Source organism: Pseudomonas sp. 21LCFQ010, assembly GCF_024129905.1.
In the GTDB taxonomy this organism is placed as follows: domain Bacteria; phylum Pseudomonadota; class Gammaproteobacteria; order Pseudomonadales; family Pseudomonadaceae; genus Aquipseudomonas.
The window spans coordinates 69317-86299 of sequence record NZ_JAMYDZ010000024.1 but is presented as its reverse complement, the minus strand read 5'-3'; the positions used below and the strand labels follow the sequence as shown (position 1 = coordinate 86299).

Genomic DNA, 16983 nt, shown 5'->3' with positions numbered 1-16983 from the left:
ATTCTCCTGCTGTCACTGATTATTCAGGTCAACGTTGAACACCTGCGCTGCGTATTGCAGGAACGAGGCGTCTTCGCAGACGTTCTTCACCGGGTCGTCGGAAAACTTCACCACCGGTTCGCCATGCACCCGCACCAGTTTCATGACAATGCTCAGCGGCTCTACGCCTTCAACATCACACGCCAGGCTGGTGCCCATGCCGAAGCCGACTTTGGCCTTGCCACGCACGTGGCGCAGGATCGGCAGGCATTTTTCGAAATTCAGCCCGTCGGAGAACATCAGGTCCTTGCTGCGCGGGTCGATGCCCAGTTCCTGGTAGCGCGCCAGCACCTTGTCGGCCCAGACGATGGGGTTGCCGGAGTCCTGGCGCAGGCCGTCGTACAGCTTGGCGAAGTACAGGTCGAAGTCCTTGAGGAAAAAGTCGGTGCTGATGCAGTCAGTCAGCGCGATCCCCAACCGGCCACGGTATTCACGCACCCAGTTTTCCAGCGCCGCACTCTGGCTCTCGCGCAACCGGCCCATTTGCTGGTGGACCATCAGCCACTGGTGAGCCATGGTGCCGATCAGCGGCAGGTCGAATTCATAAGCCAGGTGCGCGTTGCTGGTCCCGACAAATACCCCCGGAAAGTCGCGGCGCATGATGTCGACCATTTCTCGCTGGGCACGGAACGACAAGCGCCGCCGGGTCGAAAAGTCTGAAACCCGAAGTTCGGCCAGCTCATCGGCGCTGGCATTTTTCTCCAGCCACTCGAATTTCTGATAGAGCCGACGGGTAACGTCTTCCAGCTCGACATCCGGGTATTTGTCGCGGTTGCGCAGTTCGCTGACCATCGCCAGCACCGGTTGCTCGAACATGATGCAGTGCAGCATCGGCCCGCGAACCCGGATATTAAGTTGGCCATCAACCTCCGAGACATGGATGTAGCGCAGGTTGAAGCGAAACAGGCCCAGGAACTGCTCAAAATCAGGGGTCAGGTATTCACGAAAGCGCCGGTTGAACAGAAAGCGCTGCTCGCCCTCACGCATCTGCAGATCGGCCAGACGCTCCAGTTCGACGCGGATCTCGGGGATCAGGTGACCGAGTTTTTCCTGCGAGCGAACAATAAACAGGTATTCCACATCCACATTGGGGTGCTGGTGCAGCACCGCCTGCATCATGGTGAAGGTGTAGTAGTCAGTGTCCAGCAGGCTCTGGATGACACCGGTGTCGCGGTCAAATGCGCTGTCCATGATCGTGCTCCTTATTCGCTGGCCAGTCTGGCGGTCTGTTCCCGGGTGGTGCCGATGGCAATGCCCGCTTGTTGCATCTCGTGGATCGCTTGCGCAGCACCCGCCTCACTGATAGCGCGGCAGGCCGGCAGGTGAATGATCACCTTGAAGCCGACAGCGACCAGTTGCAGCGCGGTGGTCTTGACGCAGAAGTCCAGAGCCAGGCCACCGACAATCACTTGTTTGATCCCCCGGCTGTCCAGGTACTGCGCCACCCCGGTGGACAGTTTGCCGTGCAGGTCGTGGTACAGCGCGCCGTACGGGTGAAAGTCCGGCTCCACGCCCTTCCAGACGAAGTAGTCGTAGTCATAGGGCGCGGGCAATTCGTCGAGCAAGTCAAAACCTTCAGTGCCCGGTACGCAGTGGCTGACCCAAGTCAGGTCGGCATGCGCAAGCCCCGTGGGTTGCAGCATCTGCTCATGGCAGCCAACCACCCAAGGGGCGTTGGGGCTGTGTGCATCCTTGCTGCCGACCCGCACGCTGGCCAGGGTTGCGATGAAGTTCAGATCGCTGGCGATCTGATCACCACCGGCTACCGGTAGTTCAGCGGGGCAAAGCGGCGTAAAGCCCTTCTGGGCGTCAACATCGAAAGAAGCGGTAGAGCTAAAGGAGCGGTTCATGTCGTGTACCTCCTGTTCGTGAAGCCAAAGGTATACGTCATGTACTCTTGATGCAATCCGTTTTTTCATCCACCGCAGTCCTGGCGTACGAAACACTCCATTCTGAGGCAGGGTTCTCATTTCATCCGCCTGGCTTACGCAGCGCGTGAAACTGCTATAAGGTATACGACGTGTACTCACAAAAGGTAACCGGGCATGTACGAGATCGCAGTCTATGGCGGCGCCTTCAACCCGCCTCACATCGGCCATGTAAACGTCATGCTGGAAGCCGCGCGTCTGGCGCGCCGGGTGTTGGTGGTGCCCAGCTTCAGGCACCCGGATGGCAAGCAGATGGCCGATCACGCATTGCGCGTGGACTGGCTACAGCGCATCGTCACGCACTTGCAGGCAGCGGCAATCAGCGTCAGCGACGTGGAGCAGCAACTGGCAGCCGATCAACCTGGGCCGGTCTACAGCTATGCGTTACTCGACCACCTGGCCGCCAGCCTGGGCGTCGCGGACCGGCAACTGGCCCTGGTGGTCGGCCCGGATGTGCTGCAACAACTGCCCCGTTTCTACCAGGGCGAAGCCTTACTGCGCAGGTTTGCAGTGATCAGCATTGCCGAACAGGCCCCGGTGCGCAGCAGCCTTCTGCGTGAACGCCTGTTGCAAGGAGAAGCATTGCCTGAACACTGGCTGGCCCCCGGCCTCAATCCGTTAAACTATCGCCACTACGCCGTTGCCGGACATTGACATGCAAGCCCCTACCCCCCCAAGAGCCGCTTACCTGCACACCATCGACCTGTGTGTGCTGCGCTACTGTCGCACCAGCCAGACCTTGCAGATCCTGCTCAATCAGCGCGACAACGAACCCTACGCCGGGCACTGGGCGCTGCCCGGTATCGTGGTCAATGGCGATGTCGAAGACCGCACTCTGGACGATGCGCTGGAGCGTCTGCGCAGCTCCAGCAAGGTCGCCATGCCGCTGGCCTGGAGTGAACAGGTCGGCACCGTGGGCGATGCGTTTCGTGATCCGCGCTGCTGGTCTTCATCGACTTACTATCTGGCGATTGTCAGCAGCAGCGTTGAACCGGGCGAAGGGCAACGCTTTGTGTCGTTGCAAGAGGCTGCCTCCGGGGTCTTCAAACTGCCTTTTGACCACAACAGGCTGGTTGCCGGCTGTCATGAGCGGCTGTTGTCCAAATCGATGTACAGCAGCCTGCCGCTGATGTTTCTGGGGGCGGAATTCAGCGCGCCGGAGGCGGTGAACATTTTCTCGCTGGTGCTGCAACGCCCGGTGCTCAAGACCAGCATCCGCCAGCGTTTGCTGAAAATGACTGAGGCCGGTTACCTGCGTGAATCAGGGCGCAAAAAGAACGGCGACGGCGGTCGGCCGCAGGCGACCCTGGACAATCTCAGGCCCGAGAGTCTGTACCTGTTTGATCGCAGCTTTTTGGACTGATCGGTCGCTCAGGCATCGCCACGGCATCTGTAGGAGCCGCTTTAGCGGCGAACCGTACGCGAAACCGTTCGCAGCTAAAGCCAATACGGGTCACTTAGGTACTGTATGCCCCCGGTGGGCGACCTTGGTCTGGGCGGCATTCCGACGAAAGGGCCAGGAAAGTCACAGCATCTGCTGGGAATATATTGAAAGCTAAAGCTGCCGCTACGAGCCAATCAACTCGCGTACCCGTGTGGCCAGGGCTTCGGTGGTGAAGGGTTTGGTCAGGACCAGCCGGCCTTCGCCCAAATCCCCGCAGCCAATCGCGGCGCTTTCGGCGTAGCCGGTGATGAACAAGGTCTTGAGGCCTGGACGTACTTCCTGCCCGGCGTCGGCCATTTGCCGGCCGTTCATCCCGCCGGGCAGGCCCACGTCGGTAATCAACAGATCGATGCGCATATCCGAGCGCAGCAGTTTCAGCCCGGCCATGCTGTCGTTGGCTTCAATGACCGTATAGCCCAGTTCGCCAAGCACATCGGCCAGCAGCATGCGCACGGTGGGTTCGTCATCGACGATCAGAATCGCCTCGTCGGATGAGGCAGTGGCCGTGAACTCGCGTTCGGCATCGCCCTCCTCCTTTTGCGCCTCGCCCAGATGCCTGGGCAGGTACAAGCGCACCGTGGCGCCTTGTCCGGGTACCGAGTAAATCCGCGCCTGGCCGCCAGACTGCCTGGCAAAGCCGTAGATCATCGACAGGCCAAGGCCGGTGCCCTGGCCAATCGGCTTGGTGGTAAAGAATGGATCGAAAGCCTTGGCGATCACTTCCGGCGGCATGCCGGTACCGGTGTCGGTGACGCTGAGGGCGACATAGTCGCCTGCGCCAACCTCATAGGCAGCGGCCGTGACGGCATCAAGCTCACGGTTGGCCGTTTCGATGGTAATACGCCCGCCATCGGGCATCGCATCGCGGGCGTTGATGCACAGATTGAGCAAGGCATTCTCAAGCTGACTGATATCCACCAGGGTCGGCCAAAGTTCATCCTGGCCCAAGGCTTCGATCTCGATGCCCGGCCCGACAGTGCGCTGGATCATCTCGGTCATACCGGCCACCAGCGTGTTGATATCGGTGGGCCGCGGGTCGAGGGTCTGACGCCGCGAGAAGGCAAGCAGCCGGTGGGTCAGTGAGGCCGCGCGCTTGGCTGCACCCTGAGCGGCGCTGATGTACTTGCTGACATCCTTGAGCCGCCCCTGGGCGATGCGCATGTCCATCAGTTCCAGCGCGCCGGAGATACCGGCCAGCAGGTTATTGAAGTCGTGAGCCAGGCCACCGGTCAATTGACCGACCGCCTCCATCTTCTGCGACTGACGCAGCTTTTCTTCGGCTTGCATCAGTTCTGCGGTGCGTTCGGCCACGCGCAATTCCAGCGTGTCGTTGATGGCCCGCAAAGCGGCGGTGGCGCGATCACGCTCGGCCTCTACCGTGCGCCGCTCCTGCACGTCGATAAGCACCCCGGGAAAACTCAGCGGCGTGCCGTCCGCTGCGTGGTCGACCCGGCCATTGGCTTCGATCCAGTAATATTTGCCGTCAGCGCGGCGCACCCGGTACTGGTGGGCATAAGCCCCGCCGCGAGCGACCACTTCGTTGATTGCCTCGATCAGCCCGTCAGTGTCGTCCGGGTGCACGGTGTCGATCACCTGACGCAGGCTCAGCCCGACCCGGCCCAATGCCGGATCAAGGCCAAAGCCCTTGGCAAACCCTTCGTCGACCGTGAACCGATCGGTGGGCAAGTCCCAGTGCCAGGTGCCAATGATGGCCCCGGCAGCCAGAGCCAGTTGCACGCGCTCGACGTTTTCCCGCGCCACAGCCTCACTGAGCCGCAGGCGTTCCTGGGCAGTGCGGCGCGCGGTGACATCGCTGAAAAAGATCCCGATCTGGCGCTGCGCAGGGTCACCGACCCGCACCGCACGTACGTCGAACCAACGCTGGAAGGCTTCGGCGAAGTTCTCGAAGTTGGCCGGCTCACCGGTTTTGGCCACATGGCCGTAGGTTTGAAACCAGAACGGCTCAAGGTTCGGCGCGAATTCGGTCACCCACTTGCCGCGCAGGTTGACGCCGGCCTGACGTTCGAAGGCCGCGTTGACCTCGACGAAGCGATAGTCCACCGGTTGGTCCTGCTCGTTGAACTTCACCTGGACGATGGCAAAGGCCGTTTCGATGGTTTCCAGAATGGTCCGGTAGCGCTCTTCGCTCTCGCGCAAGGCGGTTTCGGCGCTGCGCATATGGCTCAGGTCGAGCATCGCGCCAATCATCCGCGTGGCCTGGCCGTCAGCATTACGGATCACATGACCACGATCGAGCACTTCGGCGTAGGAGCCATCGGCGCGGACAAAACGGTATTCATCGGTCCAGGAGGTTGCGCTGCCGTCGATCACCGCATGGATCGAGTGATCAATGCGCTGGCGGTCATCGGGGTGGATCTGCGCGATCCACCACTCGCCGGTCATGTCGTCAGGCCCAGGGCAATGGCCATAGGCTTGTTGCAGTGCGTCGTTCCACTGCACGTGGTTGCCCTGCAGGTCCCAGTCCCAGATTGCGTCGTTGGTCGCCTTGGCCACCAGCCGGTAGCGCTCCTGAGTCTCTTCGATGGCACGCGCGGTCGCGCAGCTTTCGGACTTGCGCGCGCCTGCGCAAGCACCCGGGGCGTGAAGGCCAGCTTCGGCCAGGGCCGCCCGCAGGCGCATCACCTCGGCTTCCAGCGCTGTACGGTCAAGATCTTTCAGGATTGCAACTACCTATGCAGGGTGTTTAGACGATCAGGCACCGTTCGGGCACGGGTACAACAAGTGCCTTTGACAGGAACGATGAACAATCGTGCCATTCGATGCTGGCAAATGGCTGCCGCCATGCATTATCTTCCGGCTCAACAAGGACCACCACTCATATTCAACGGGACGGCACATGGACGCGCAACAACCGGCTTCGCCTGAGCAGCAAGCGCAATTCAACGCCGAGCACGCGCGCATCACCGAGCGCCGCCGCCTGCTGGGCCTGGCGCCGAAAAACGGCCGCTACTGGGCGTTGGCCCTGTCCGGTGGCGGGATCCGTAGCGCGACATTCAACCTTGGCGTGCTGCAAGCCCTGGCCAGGGCCAAGGCGCCCGATGCTTCGCCAGGCCAACCAGGCTCTGGCAAACGCCTGCTGAGCCGCTTCGATTACTTGTCGACGGTCAGCGGCGGCGGCTATCTGGGTTCGTTCTTTGGCAGTCTGTTCGTGCCGGGCCGCCTGCGTGGCAGCGAGGCGCCTGAAGCCTCTGCCAACCCGCCAGTCACAGCGGCCGAACAGGCTTATGAGGTACTGGACTACGAACCACCGGGGCGCATTCATACCAGCACCGATTATGCCCGTGCGCCGGCAGGTGCCGCGCCGCTGGCCTGGCTGCGGGAAAACGGCCGTTACCTGACCCCTACCGGGGCCGGTGACCTGTTCTATTTGCTGGGCATCTCGCTGCGCAACCTGATGGCCGTGCATCTGGTCATCGGCATGCCGTTGCTGTTTGCCCTGGCCATGGCGACGCTGCTACAGGTCGCCGTGGCCGGAAGTTCGTTGTGCGCTGCCAATAGCGTCTTGAGCGCAGTGCTGTGCAATTCGCTCTGGTGGTTGCCGGCCGGGTCCGTGCTGCTTGCGGTGATACCGCTGATGCTGGCGTTCTGGATGGTCTACGCCCGCGACAATCAAAACGACCCGGTAAATCTGTGCAATTGGGCGGTTCTCGCCACGCTGGGTGCCGGTGCGTTGCTGCTGGGCCTGGGATTGCTCGCGCCAGGCCTTGCGCCGCCGTTGTCGGCGGTTCTGCTCGGCAGTGGCGGGCTGTCCTGGCTGGGTGTCGTGATGTGTGTTGCAGTCGCACTGCATCTGCGCTGCAAGCGCAACAAAGACCCGGCTTTACCGGTCTGGGGCAGCGTGGGCACCTATCGGGTGATGGTCACCCGTTACCTGGCTCAAGCCTTGATCCTGACCCTGGCGCTGGGCTTTCTCGCGCTGGTGCCATGGCTGGCTCAGGCGCTGTATGACAGCGAGTACCGCGCCTCGTTGGTGGTGTTGCCAGCCCTGATTGCCGCCGTTCGCGGGTTGGCCGGGCTGTTGGACGGTAAAGCCGTGCTGGGCTGGCTGAGCCGTCTGCCACTGGGGCTGATCGCGGGCGTGGCCGGCCTTGCGATTTTTCTGCTGGTCGCGCTGATCTGGGGCTTGCTGGTGGAATTCGTACGAGCCGAAGGTCCAGCGTCCGGGACTCTGCTGCGCCTGACCGGGCTGGCCGCCGTCGCCTTGGTCTTGAGCCTGGTGGCCGGGCGGTTTGTCGGTTTTCTCAACCAGTCTTCGTTGCAGTCGTTCTATAGCAGCCGCCTGGCGCGGGCCTACCTTGGCGCCTCCAACGGCCTGCGCTTTGCCGGCGCAAGCGGCAAGATTCGTCGCCAGCGCCTCAGTGTTGCCGAAGCACTGCCCGGTGACGATATCGCTATCGAGGACTATTACAGCGCCACCACCTGCGCGCCGGTGCACCTGATCAACGTAACCATGAACCTCACCGTCGACCCGGCCGAGCAGTTGGTACAGCGTGACCGCAAAGGCATGCCGCTGTGCCTGGCGCCGAGCGGGCGCGCAGGTGCCGACAGTGTCAGTTATGTGCTCGACGGCTACCCGCGTGCCCGCTCGCAGCAGAGCCGTTGGGGCAGCGAGATCCAGCAGCCATTGGGCCTGGCGCACTGGGTGGCGACCTCGGGGGCGGCGGTCTCCACCGGCCTGGGCCGGGCCACGACACTGGGCACCTCGTTGTGTCTGGGCTTGAGCAACCTGCGGCTAGGCACCTGGTGGCCGAGCAATTTCCTTGAACCCGGCGAACAGCCCAGGGATGACCGCGTCTGGCGTGACAAGGGCTGGAGCCGCGTGTTTGCGACCCAGACCTACCTGTTCTACGAGCTGAGCGCGCATTTTCATGGCGTACGTCGCGATTACCAGTATCTGTCTGACGGCGGCCATTTTGAGAACACTGCAACCTACGAGCTGATCCGCGAAGGGCGTGATATCGAGCTGATTGTGACCTGTGACTGCGGCGCTGATCCGGACTTCGCGTTCAATGACCTGGCCAACCTGATCCGCCTGGCCCGCATCGATCAGGCGCTGGAAATCGTCGAGGACCAAGGCGTGCACGGGGTCGCTGCGCTGGCGCCCTACTTCGGCCATGCCGGCAGCTTCGCCAGCACGGCACCTGAAGACAGCCGCCGCTGCGCGATGCTGTTCAATGTGCTCGACCACAAGGGCGAAACCACCGCCCGCATCCTGCTGCTCAAACCCAGAGTCATTACTGGCCTGCCGGTGGACGTGTTCAATTACGCCAACGCGCATCCGACCTTTCCCAACGAAAGCACGGCGGACCAGTTCTTCAACGAAGCGCAGTTCGAAAGCTATCGGCAACTGGGCCTGCAGATCGGCCAAACCCTGTTCGGTAACGGCCAGCCGAGCGACGTGAGTGATGCGCTGTGGGGTTATTTGCAGCAATGATCCACCCGCACAGCCCGGTGTCCTGACTCTGGATACCGGGTTCTGACGCTTTGGCGCAAGGAAATCGCATTGACGGTCACCCTTGCGCGGCCAACTGCGTATAATCGCGCGCCCATTCTTCTGCCCGGTGCCGATAAACGCCCATGAAAAAACTGCTTCTGCTGTTGAGTCTTGTCCTGTCCTGCAATGCGCCGGCCCTGGCCGCGCCACCTTCGAACTTCTCCGAGGCCAAAGTCGTGGCCAAGGAAAAGATCTACAACGACCAGGCCAATAGCGCCCTTGGCGAACTGTATTGCGGTTGCCAGTGGGAGTGGGAAGGCAAGTCCGGTGGCAAGCTCAATCCGAAAGCGTGCGGCTACCAGCCACGTAACCAGAACGAACGTGCCGAACGCACCGAGTGGGAGCATATCGTCCCGGCCTGGACCTTCGGCCATCAGCGCCAGTGCTGGCAGAAAGGCGGCCGCGAGTTCTGTGAAAAAGACGACCCGGTGTTCCGTGTCATGGAAGCCAACCTGTTCAACCTCTACCCCGCAGTGGGTGAAGTGAACGGCGACCGCGGCAATTTCAGCTATGGCATGGTCACCTCGAAAAAACCGCAGTACGGCCAGTGCCAGACCAAAGTGGACTTCGCCCAGAAAGTTGCCGAACCCCGTGATGAGGTCAAGGGGCTGGTAGCCCGGACCACTTTCTACATGTTCGATCGCTACAACCTGAACATGTCGCGCCAGCAGCAACAACTGCTGATGGCCTGGAACAAAGAGCACCCGGTCAAGCCTTGGGAAAAGCTGCGTGATCAACGCATCGCAGCGATCATGGGCCACAGCAATCCATTCGTGACCGGCGAGCGTGTCTGGACAGACGGCTACAAACCGGTGGGTGATGGCGTGGTCAGTGCCATTGCTGCAAAGCCTGCCACTGTCAGTGAGCCGGCTGCGGCAACAGCCAGCACTTCAGGCGCGATCATCGCCAGCAAGAACGGCAATAGCTATCACTTGCCCGAAGGCTGCCCAAGCTATAGCGCGATCAAGGAAAAAAATCGGGTCTATTTCGAAACCGAAGCGCAAGCCTTGGCCGCGGGTTACAAGAAAGCCGGCAACTGCAAGTAACGCTGGGAACTCTAGCGCTGCTGAAGCTGGCTGGCGTGTTTAAGCTCGATCTGCGACACGCCCTTGTAACGCTCAAGCATGCCAATCGCGCAAACCACCTTGCCTTCGAGTGTCGAGGACAACTGTGAACCGAATGCTTCGCGGTCCGGACCCCAGACAATCAGCACCAACCGCGAGCTGTTCGGGTAGGCGGCCCCCACTTCGATCCAGGTTGGCTGGCCTTTCACGTTGTCCTTTTGAGTAACCCGGATGACCGGCCCGGTGATGGCGGCGACCTGACCGATATTGTCGGAAGCCGCTCGCCAGTCTAACGGGCTATCACAGGTAGCCCCTGAGGGCGAGCCCAGCGCAGGGGCTGCCTGACTGACCGCTACGGCACCTGCTTCGGAGCCGCTGTCCTTGAAAAAAAACGCCAACATGAACACACCCACCAGGACCGTGAGCGACGTGATTGAGTACTTCATGATCGAGGTTTCCCTTGCAAGCGTGTCTATTTCACTTTTCTGAGCCGCCGCCAGGGTTTCAAGCCTGCGGTTTTCCTCAGCGTTCAATGTTTCGTCCCTGGCTTTTGCCCGCTGGCGCTTGAGCAAGAGACCAATGTGCTCGGCACAACGGCCTGGCTGGTCGCGGACATCCCGATTGGCGAATCGCAAGACGAACCAGCCCTGCGACGTCAGGGATGACTGGCGTCGCTGCCAGTCCACAAACTCAGCATGCGACATCCCCGAACCGGTGCCGCGCTTGTCATACCCGTCCACTTCAATCGCGATGCGAACATCGCCATCTTCCTCGATCACGAAATCGCAAAATCGCGGCTTGCCGTTGCTGTCTTTGAACGGGAACTGAACGTTGATGGTCGAGAAATCAATGCCGGGAACCAAGGGAAGAACGCTGTGCGCGAACAATTGTTCAAATTGCCCGCCGAATGCCGCTTCGTGTTTTTTCAACCAATCCTGGTGGGTCATAGCGCTTGCCTGGCTATGCAAAATCAGCGAGATAGGTCTGACGCATAAGGCGATGGAGCAACCTTTGCAGCAATAACTCGACCGTTTCGTGCGTAATATCAAAATGAATCGCCAATTCTGGCCAAGTCTGTAGGAAAAGTCGACTTACGCTGTGTGTATCAGAGCTATTGAGTTCTGGTTATCAGGGTTTTGCATGCCGCCGACAGCGCTCGGAGCAATACTTCACCATATGCGCGAGAAGCCTCGGGGTTTAGCCCGAGGTCGAGAGCGCGGACGCCGCAGGCGTCCTGGTTGGGAGTCTGCTGTTCTTCAATGTATTGGCGCAGGATTTCAATCGGCGCACTGCCGCAGCTAGAGGCGAAGCAGGATGGCGACCAGAGGACACCCCTTCGCTTGAGCCAAGGGTGGAAACCCCCGAACTGCTTACGCAGCAGTCTGGATGATACCCTCTGAGTGAAGCCACCCGATTCGACAACGCCACCCATAGCTTGAAAGACCAAACCATAATTCATTCCATGACCCACACCAGGACCCTCAAGCTCCGAATCAAAGACAAGCACGCGAAAACGCTGCTTGCGATGGCGCGCGAGGTCAATCTGGTGTGGAACTACTGCAATGAAACGAGTCATCGCACCATCCGGGAACGCCACCAGTGGCTCTCCGGTTTTGACCTGCAAAAGCTGACCAATGGATTAAGCAAATGCGACGGCGTGCAGATCGGCTCGCCAACCGTGCAGCAGGTTTGCGAGGACTACGCCAAGGCCCGTAAGCAGTTCAAGCGTTCCAGGCTCAATTGGCGGGTGTCCAGCAGGAGCAGCCCCAAATACAGCCTGGGCTGGATTCCCTTCAAGGCGCGTGCCTTGCAATACAAGAACGGTCAGGTTCAGTTCGCCGGGTTCAGGTTTGGCCTTTGGGACAGCTACGGTTTAAGTCAGTACGCCCTGCGGGCCGGCAGTTTCAGTGAAGATTCCAGGGGGCGCTGGTATCTCAATATCTGCGTGCAGGTTGAGAGCAAGCCGTGCATCGGCACTGCCGCAGTTGGCATCGACCTGGGCCTTAAAGCGGCAGCTACAACGTCTGAGGGCCAGGTGTTGGTCGGGCGCGAATATCGCACCCTGGAGCAGAAGCTGGGCATCGCTCAGCGTGCTGGCAAGAGGGCACGTGTTCGCGCCCTCCATGCCAGGATCAGGAACCGGCGCAAGGATGCGCAACACAAGTTCTCAACCGCCCTGGTTGAGCGCTGCGCCGCCATTTTCGTTGGCGATGTAGCCAGCGCCAAACTCGTAAAGACTCAAATGGCCAAATCCACGCTTGATGCAGGATGGGGCCAACTCAAGACAATGCTGGAGCAGAAATGCCAACGGGCAGGCGTTGTCTTTGAGGTTGTAGCCGAGCGCTATACCACCCAGACGTGTTCGTGCTGTGGAAGCATTTCCACCAGCAGTCCGAAAGGTAGAGCCGGTTTGCGAATAAGAGAATGGACCTGCGTGTGCTGCGGTACAGCCCACGACCGCGATGTAAACGCGGCCCGGAACATTCTCGCGGCGGGGCATCGCCGTCTAGCTGTAGGAATCCCCGCTCTTTAGGGCGGGGAGGATGTCAAATCATCCCAGCAACGCTCCCAGCGCTTGCGCCAACTGAACGGTCTGCCGCACACGACACAGATTTTGTGCGGCAGGTCAGCCTTGCTGACCCGTTTCATAACGCCTCCCCGGCATCCAGCCTGGCCAGCAGATTTTCGCCGCGCTGCCAGAGCCGCTGCTTGCGTGTCTCGTCCATGTCATCGAGATTGCGGTAGATGACCGCCATGCGCGGATTGCTGGCGAACTGCGCCTGATGACGCATCAGAAAATGCCAGTACAGCGCATTGAACGGACAGCCATCCTCTTCAACGCTGCGCTCTACCGAGTACTGGCAAGCCCCGCAGTAGTCAGACATGCGCTGAATATAGCGGCCACTGGCGCAGTACGGTTTGGAGCCCAGGTAGCCGCCGTCGGCGTGCATCACCATGCCCAGCGTGTTGGGCAGTTCCACCCAGTCGAAGGCGTCCATGTACACCGCCAGATACCACTGGCAGATGGCTGACGGGGCAATGCCGGCCAGTAACGCGAAGTTGCCGGTAATCATCAGCCGCTGGATGTGATGCGCGTAACCCAGCTCCAGGGTCTGGCCAATGGTCTGGGCCATGCAGCGCATGCCGGTGGCGGCGGTCCAGTAGAAGTCTGGCAAAGCGCGCTGATTGCCCAGCGCATTGAGCCCGGCGTATTCGGGCATGCGCAGCCAGTAGATGCCGCGCACGTATTCACGCCAGCCGATCAACTGGCGAATGAAGCCCTCGGCGGCGTTGAGCGGTACCCGGCCCTGGCGGTAGGCCTGTTCGACGTCATCGCACAACTGGCGCACATCGAGCAGGCCGATGTTCAGCGCCGCGCTGATCCGCGCATGAAACAGAAACGGCTCGCCTTCGGCCATGGCGTCCTGGTAGTCGCCGAAAGCGGCCAGGGCAAAATCCATGAAGTGCTGCCACAGTTCCTGCGCCTGGCCGTGAGTGACGGGATAATCGAACCCCTCGACGCTGCCGTAGTGGTCAGTGAAATGCTCACGCACCAGGCCAATGACCTCAGCGGTCATGCGGTCGTGGGCAAACCGCGCGGCAAAGGGGCCGCGTAGCCCTCGGGGGAGCGACTTGCGATTGTCGCTGTCGAAATTCCACGCCCCGCCTGTCGGGCTGCCGTCGGGTTCCAGCAACCAGCCGCCACGCTGACGCATCAGCCGGTAGAACGACTCCATGCGCAACTGGCTGCGGCCTGCCGCCCAACCGGCGAAGTAGTGCCGCGAGCAGAGAAAACGCCGGTCCTTGTGCCAGACCAGCGGCAGGCCGCTGTCGTGCAGCGCCTGTTCCAGCCGCCATTCACCGCACTCGGTGACATGCACCTGGCTGGCATTGAGGTGCGCCTGCCAGCGCAGCAGTTCGCCGGCAATGCTGCCGCTGTTGTCGGCATCGTCCAGCTTCACGTACACCAGTTGCCAGCCGCGCTGACGCAGCGCTTCGGCAAAATGGCGCATGGTGCTGAAAATCAGCACGATCTTTTGCGGGTGATGCGGCACGTAACGGGTCTCGTCACGCACTTCAGCCATCAGCAGCACGTCACGGCGCCGGTCCAGGGTCTGCAACAGATCAAGCTCGAAGGACAACTGATCGCCCAGAATCAGACCCAGCTTCGGGTGCGCCGTAGTATGAGGCGCCTCTACCACTGGCGCTCCAGGTTCAATGGCAGGCGCAAGGGCTCGACCGGACCGTCGCGGCGTCCACACATTTCGTCATGCACCACATGCTGGATCAGCACACAGGGCAGCGGCGGTAACTGGTGGTCATGCAACAAATCACGCAAATGCGTGGTGGAACGCAAATGCATGACCCGGCCCCGGCCGTCGAGCAAGTCGTGACTGCCCAACTGCGATTTGACCCGCAACATGTAAATGCCACCCTCCAGCGAGTACAGCTCCAGTTCATCGACCTCGCCAGCCCTGGCCAGGCTGACCAACGTGTTTAGGTTCATGGAGAAAGCTCCGCAAAGTTGTACAGCCAATAGAGCTTGTACAGGAATTTTAATTCCATACTCAAGTTCGCGCTAACTTTTGGCCGATTAGCGACTCCGATACTTAACAGGCCGTTGAAAAACGTTGGCGAGGCAGCCAGTGCAAGGCAAAAACAGGCGAAAAACGGTCGGAGTCGCGCTCGACTTTACAAGTTGTAAATGAGCATTTTGAGCCTGTTTTTAACGCAGCAATGGCGCGCGTAGCGCCGAAGGCGCCCAGCCAGCAGATAGTTTTGCAACAGCCTGTTAGACCCGCTCTGATCAATCAAGGAGACTCCCATGACCCTGCGCACCACCCTGCTCTGCTCCTGCCTGTTGCTGACCCTGACCGGTTGCGCGGGGTCCGGCGATGAACAGCACAATGCGCCTGCGACCATGCAGGTTGATCTGCAGCGCTACCAGGGCACCTGGTATGAACTGGCGCGCCTGCCGATGTTCTTCCAGCGCAACTGCGTACAGTCCCAAGCCCAGTATGGCTTGCGGGCCGATGGCAAGATCGACGTCACCAATAGCTGCACCGACGCCGATGGCCAGTCGCAACAGGTCCAAGGCGTTGCCGAGCCGCAGGTTGCCGGCAAGACCGACAAACTCTGGGTGACTTTCGATAACTGGTTCAGCCGGCTGTTCCCCAGCGTAAGCCGCGGCCAGTATTGGGTGCTGTACCACGACAAGGACTATCGCGTGGCGCTGGTGGGCCATCCCGACCGCGACTACCTGTGGCTGTTGTCACGTACCCCGGCAGTGACTGACGAGACCCGCAATCATTTGCTGGAGATCGCCCGCCAACAGGGCTATGACACCCGCGAACTGGTCTGGCGCCAGGAACCTTGAAGCATCCAGACAGTTGTGATGAATAATCCGGACAAGGCCATTGATATGCTTCCACATAGCCGACAAGGTCAGGGCTCTCCTGCTCTGGTTCTCATGCATTTTCTCGGTGGCTCACACCGTACCTGGTCAGCGGCTTTACCGTTTCTCGACCGTCACCATCATTGTGTTGCCCTCGATACCCCAGGCTTTGGTGATGCCGCCGAGGTCAGCGGCTACAGCGTGAGCGAGATGGCCGATCATCTGGATGCCACGATACGCAGCCTGGGGTTGCAACGCTGCATTCTGGTCGGCCATTCGATGACTGGTAAAGTGGCGGTGGTGCTGGCTTCACGGCGGCCGGCGTATCTCGCCGGGCTGATCCTGGTCGCGCCCTCACCGCCCGGCCCGCAGCCAATGAGCGAGCAGGACCGCGATCGCCAGCGTGGCTATCAGTGCACACGCCAGCAGGCAGAAGCCTTCATCGATGAGTCCAGCGCGCACCGGTTACCCGATGCCTTGCGTGAGGTGGCGATTGCCGACGCCCGGCAGGTCAACCTGGACGCCTGGCGCGCCTGGGTCGACCATGGCAGCCGCGAAGACTGGAGCGACCTGATCGGCAACCTGGCCTACCCGGTGCTGCTGGTATGCGGCGCTGATGACCAGCAGGTGCCGGGGCCGCAGGAACAGGCACGGACCACCCTCGCGCATTTTCCTGACAGCCGTATTGAGGTGATGCCCGGCGCCGGGCACCTGATGCCTTTGCAGACACCCCAGGCACTGGCGGAACTGATGCTGGGGTTTGCTGCGGCACTGGTTACATGATGCATGGGCTGCAATAAGCCGGATCCGCACGCCAAGTGCCAGATAGTGCTTAAGTAAGGAGCTTTCTATTTCTGAGGTATCGGGCTCAGTACCACCTCTCGGGAGATTTTTCCTGTAGCGCTATCAATTTTGTACAGTTTTCTGCTCACAAGCAGATAGCTGTGCCGCGTATCTGCAAGTACCAGTTGCCCTGTCAGAATGCCTTTGGAAGTTTCGATAGAGTGAGTTCTCTTTATCCTGTCGCTTTCAGACCATGCTTCCTGCCCTGAAAAGTAGGCGCGCGCGTTACTGACGCCCTTCTGAACACTCATGGCAGGCACAAAGAACGTGACGAAGAGAACGATCCCAATCAAGGCAGCTCCGCCCACGATCTGCTCGTTTCTCAGGTGTCTGTTAATCAGTTTCAAGGCCATGGCGGAAAGCAGAAAAAAGACCAGTGCAAACACGCTAGGGACAAGCGTGGGCATTGTATTGGAAGCCGCCATCAAACCAGAAAAGAGATTCATATACCCGTAAAGCAGCAGAGTCTGGGTACTCAAGGATATTTCGTTGATATCAATTCCGAGCGCGTCGTACTCCCCCATCAATATCGAGTATCCATATATGGAGAAGGCGGCCTGAATAATCAGCGCCCAGCAAGCGATCAGTTTAAGCCCCTGATCGAGGCTGACTCTCTGCTCGATCGGCGAGGCTGGAGCACTGAGCCCCAAGAGCTCAACCTTCACACTTAAGTCGGGGACTTCATCCACTGACAATTTGACTTTACGGTTAAAAAACATCGAATCTTCCATTCTTCGGGTGTTTGGAGCTCATCA

The 16983-nt window shown here is 60.3% G+C and carries 14 protein-coding genes and 2 pseudogenes; 7 read left to right on the top strand and 9 right to left on the bottom strand.

The genetic code is table 11. From position 1 onward, the window contains the following. Positions 1-12: 12 nt before the first annotated feature. Together pncB and NJC38_RS22845 are read right to left on the bottom strand one after the other, a co-directional pair. The gene (gene pncB, locus NJC38_RS22850) at positions 13-1230 is read right to left on the bottom strand and encodes a nicotinate phosphoribosyltransferase (protein WP_253117223.1); all 1218 of its coding nucleotides are present in this window, start codon (positions 1228-1230) and stop codon (positions 13-15) included. A gap of 11 nt (positions 1231-1241) precedes the next feature. Further along, complete coding sequence (locus tag NJC38_RS22845; protein ID WP_253117222.1) at positions 1242-1889, bottom strand: isochorismatase family protein; 648 nt, start codon at positions 1887-1889, stop codon at positions 1242-1244. 195 nt (positions 1890-2084) lie between these two features. Here NJC38_RS22845 and NJC38_RS22840 point away from each other — a divergent pair, with 195 nt between their 5' ends. Together NJC38_RS22840 and NJC38_RS22835 are read left to right on the top strand one after the other, a co-directional pair. Continuing rightward, positions 2085-2621, top strand: a complete 537-nt coding sequence (locus NJC38_RS22840; protein WP_045491344.1) for an adenylyltransferase/cytidyltransferase family protein — start codon at positions 2085-2087, stop codon at positions 2619-2621. A 1-nt stretch (position 2622) separates the two neighbouring features. Next, positions 2623-3330, top strand: a complete 708-nt coding sequence (locus tag NJC38_RS22835; protein ID WP_045491346.1) for an NUDIX hydrolase — start codon at positions 2623-2625, stop codon at positions 3328-3330. A gap of 204 nt (positions 3331-3534) precedes the next feature. On the opposite strand, the gene NJC38_RS22830 is transcribed toward NJC38_RS22835, so the two are convergent. Continuing rightward, a complete protein-coding gene (locus NJC38_RS22830; RefSeq protein ID WP_045491348.1) occupies positions 3535-6051 on the bottom strand; it encodes a PAS domain-containing protein in 2517 nt (838 codons plus the stop codon). 217 nt (positions 6052-6268) lie between these two features. On the opposite strand from NJC38_RS22830, the gene NJC38_RS22825 reads away from it, so the two are divergent. Beyond that, on the top strand, positions 6269-8866 hold the full coding sequence (locus NJC38_RS22825; protein ID WP_253117221.1) for a patatin-like phospholipase family protein: 2598 nt from the start codon (positions 6269-6271) through the stop codon (positions 8864-8866). Positions 8867-9009: 143 nt separating this feature from the next. After that, the gene (locus NJC38_RS22820; protein WP_045491353.1) at positions 9010-9972 is read left to right on the top strand and encodes an endonuclease; all 963 of its coding nucleotides are present in this window, start codon (positions 9010-9012) and stop codon (positions 9970-9972) included. Between the two features lie 11 nt (positions 9973-9983). Here NJC38_RS22820 and NJC38_RS22815 read toward each other — a convergent pair whose 3' ends face one another. Together NJC38_RS22815 and NJC38_RS22810 are read right to left on the bottom strand one after the other, a co-directional pair. Further along, positions 9984-10937 carry a DUF559 domain-containing protein gene (locus NJC38_RS22815; protein ID WP_253117220.1) on the bottom strand — a complete coding sequence of 318 codons (954 nt, stop codon included), beginning with the start codon at positions 10935-10937 and terminating at the stop codon, positions 9984-9986. A gap of 290 nt (positions 10938-11227) precedes the next feature. Continuing rightward, positions 11228-11389, bottom strand: a pseudogene (locus tag NJC38_RS22810) (transposase); the annotation flags it as partial. A 63-nt stretch (positions 11390-11452) separates the two neighbouring features. Here NJC38_RS22810 and NJC38_RS22805 point away from each other — a divergent pair. Then, the gene (locus NJC38_RS22805) at positions 11453-12523 is read left to right on the top strand and encodes a transposase (RefSeq protein WP_253117219.1); all 1071 of its coding nucleotides are present in this window, start codon (positions 11453-11455) and stop codon (positions 12521-12523) included. A 14-nt stretch (positions 12524-12537) separates the two neighbouring features. Here the strand turns inward: NJC38_RS22805 and NJC38_RS22800 are convergent. From NJC38_RS22800 to NJC38_RS22790, 3 genes and pseudogenes are all read right to left on the bottom strand, one after another. Continuing rightward, positions 12538-12639: pseudogene (locus NJC38_RS22800) on the bottom strand (DUF2256 domain-containing protein); the annotation flags it as partial. Beyond that, the gene (locus tag NJC38_RS22795; RefSeq protein ID WP_253117217.1) at positions 12636-14192 is read right to left on the bottom strand and encodes a cryptochrome/photolyase family protein; all 1557 of its coding nucleotides are present in this window, start codon (positions 14190-14192) and stop codon (positions 12636-12638) included. The pseudogene NJC38_RS22800 and the gene NJC38_RS22795, both read right to left, overlap by 4 nt. Then, positions 14186-14497: a DUF6482 family protein gene (locus NJC38_RS22790; protein WP_253117216.1), complete on the bottom strand. Its 312-nt coding sequence runs from the start codon at positions 14495-14497 to the stop codon at positions 14186-14188. Before NJC38_RS22790 ends, NJC38_RS22795 begins: the two co-directional genes overlap by 7 nt. A 318-nt stretch (positions 14498-14815) precedes the next feature. Between NJC38_RS22790 and NJC38_RS22785 the strand changes: the two genes are divergently transcribed. Further along, positions 14816-15367 carry a lipocalin family protein gene (locus tag NJC38_RS22785; protein ID WP_045491362.1) on the top strand — a complete coding sequence of 184 codons (552 nt, stop codon included), beginning with the start codon at positions 14816-14818 and terminating at the stop codon, positions 15365-15367. A gap of 45 nt (positions 15368-15412) precedes the next feature. Then, positions 15413-16168 (top strand): alpha/beta hydrolase, encoded by a 756-nt coding sequence (locus NJC38_RS22780; RefSeq protein WP_253117215.1) that lies wholly within the window; start codon positions 15413-15415, stop codon positions 16166-16168. A gap of 65 nt (positions 16169-16233) precedes the next feature. On the opposite strand, the gene NJC38_RS22775 is transcribed toward NJC38_RS22780, so the two are convergent. Further along, entirely contained in the window at positions 16234-16947 is a 714-nt protein-coding gene (locus NJC38_RS22775) for a hypothetical protein (RefSeq protein ID WP_253117214.1), read from the bottom strand. Positions 16948-16983 lie beyond the last annotated feature (36 nt).

Excerpts from the sequence above, each read along its gene's own strand:
- pncB (WP_253117223.1), bottom strand. The coding sequence starts at position 1,230 with ATGGACAGCGCATTTGACCGCGACACCGGTGTCATCCAGAGCCTGCTG.
- NJC38_RS22845 (WP_253117222.1), bottom strand. The coding sequence starts at position 1,889 with ATGAACCGCTCCTTTAGCTCTACCGCTTCTTTCGATGTTGACGCCCAG.
- NJC38_RS22840 (WP_045491344.1), top strand. The coding sequence starts at position 2,085 with ATGTACGAGATCGCAGTCTATGGCGGCGCCTTCAACCCGCCTCACATC.
- NJC38_RS22835 (WP_045491346.1), top strand. The coding sequence starts at position 2,623 with ATGCAAGCCCCTACCCCCCCAAGAGCCGCTTACCTGCACACCATCGAC.
- NJC38_RS22830 (WP_045491348.1), bottom strand. The coding sequence starts at position 6,051 with ATGCGCCTGCGGGCGGCCCTGGCCGAAGCTGGCCTTCACGCCCCGGGT.
- NJC38_RS22825 (WP_253117221.1), top strand. The coding sequence starts at position 6,269 with ATGGACGCGCAACAACCGGCTTCGCCTGAGCAGCAAGCGCAATTCAAC.
- NJC38_RS22820 (WP_045491353.1), top strand. The coding sequence starts at position 9,010 with ATGAAAAAACTGCTTCTGCTGTTGAGTCTTGTCCTGTCCTGCAATGCG.
- NJC38_RS22815 (WP_253117220.1), bottom strand. The coding sequence starts at position 10,937 with ATGACCCACCAGGATTGGTTGAAAAAACACGAAGCGGCATTCGGCGGG.
- NJC38_RS22805 (WP_253117219.1), top strand. The coding sequence starts at position 11,453 with ATGACCCACACCAGGACCCTCAAGCTCCGAATCAAAGACAAGCACGCG.
- NJC38_RS22790 (WP_253117216.1), bottom strand. The coding sequence starts at position 14,497 with ATGAACCTAAACACGTTGGTCAGCCTGGCCAGGGCTGGCGAGGTCGAT.
- NJC38_RS22785 (WP_045491362.1), top strand. The coding sequence starts at position 14,816 with ATGACCCTGCGCACCACCCTGCTCTGCTCCTGCCTGTTGCTGACCCTG.
- NJC38_RS22780 (WP_253117215.1), top strand. The coding sequence starts at position 15,413 with ATGCTTCCACATAGCCGACAAGGTCAGGGCTCTCCTGCTCTGGTTCTC.
- NJC38_RS22775 (WP_253117214.1), bottom strand. The coding sequence starts at position 16,947 with ATGTTTTTTAACCGTAAAGTCAAATTGTCAGTGGATGAAGTCCCCGAC.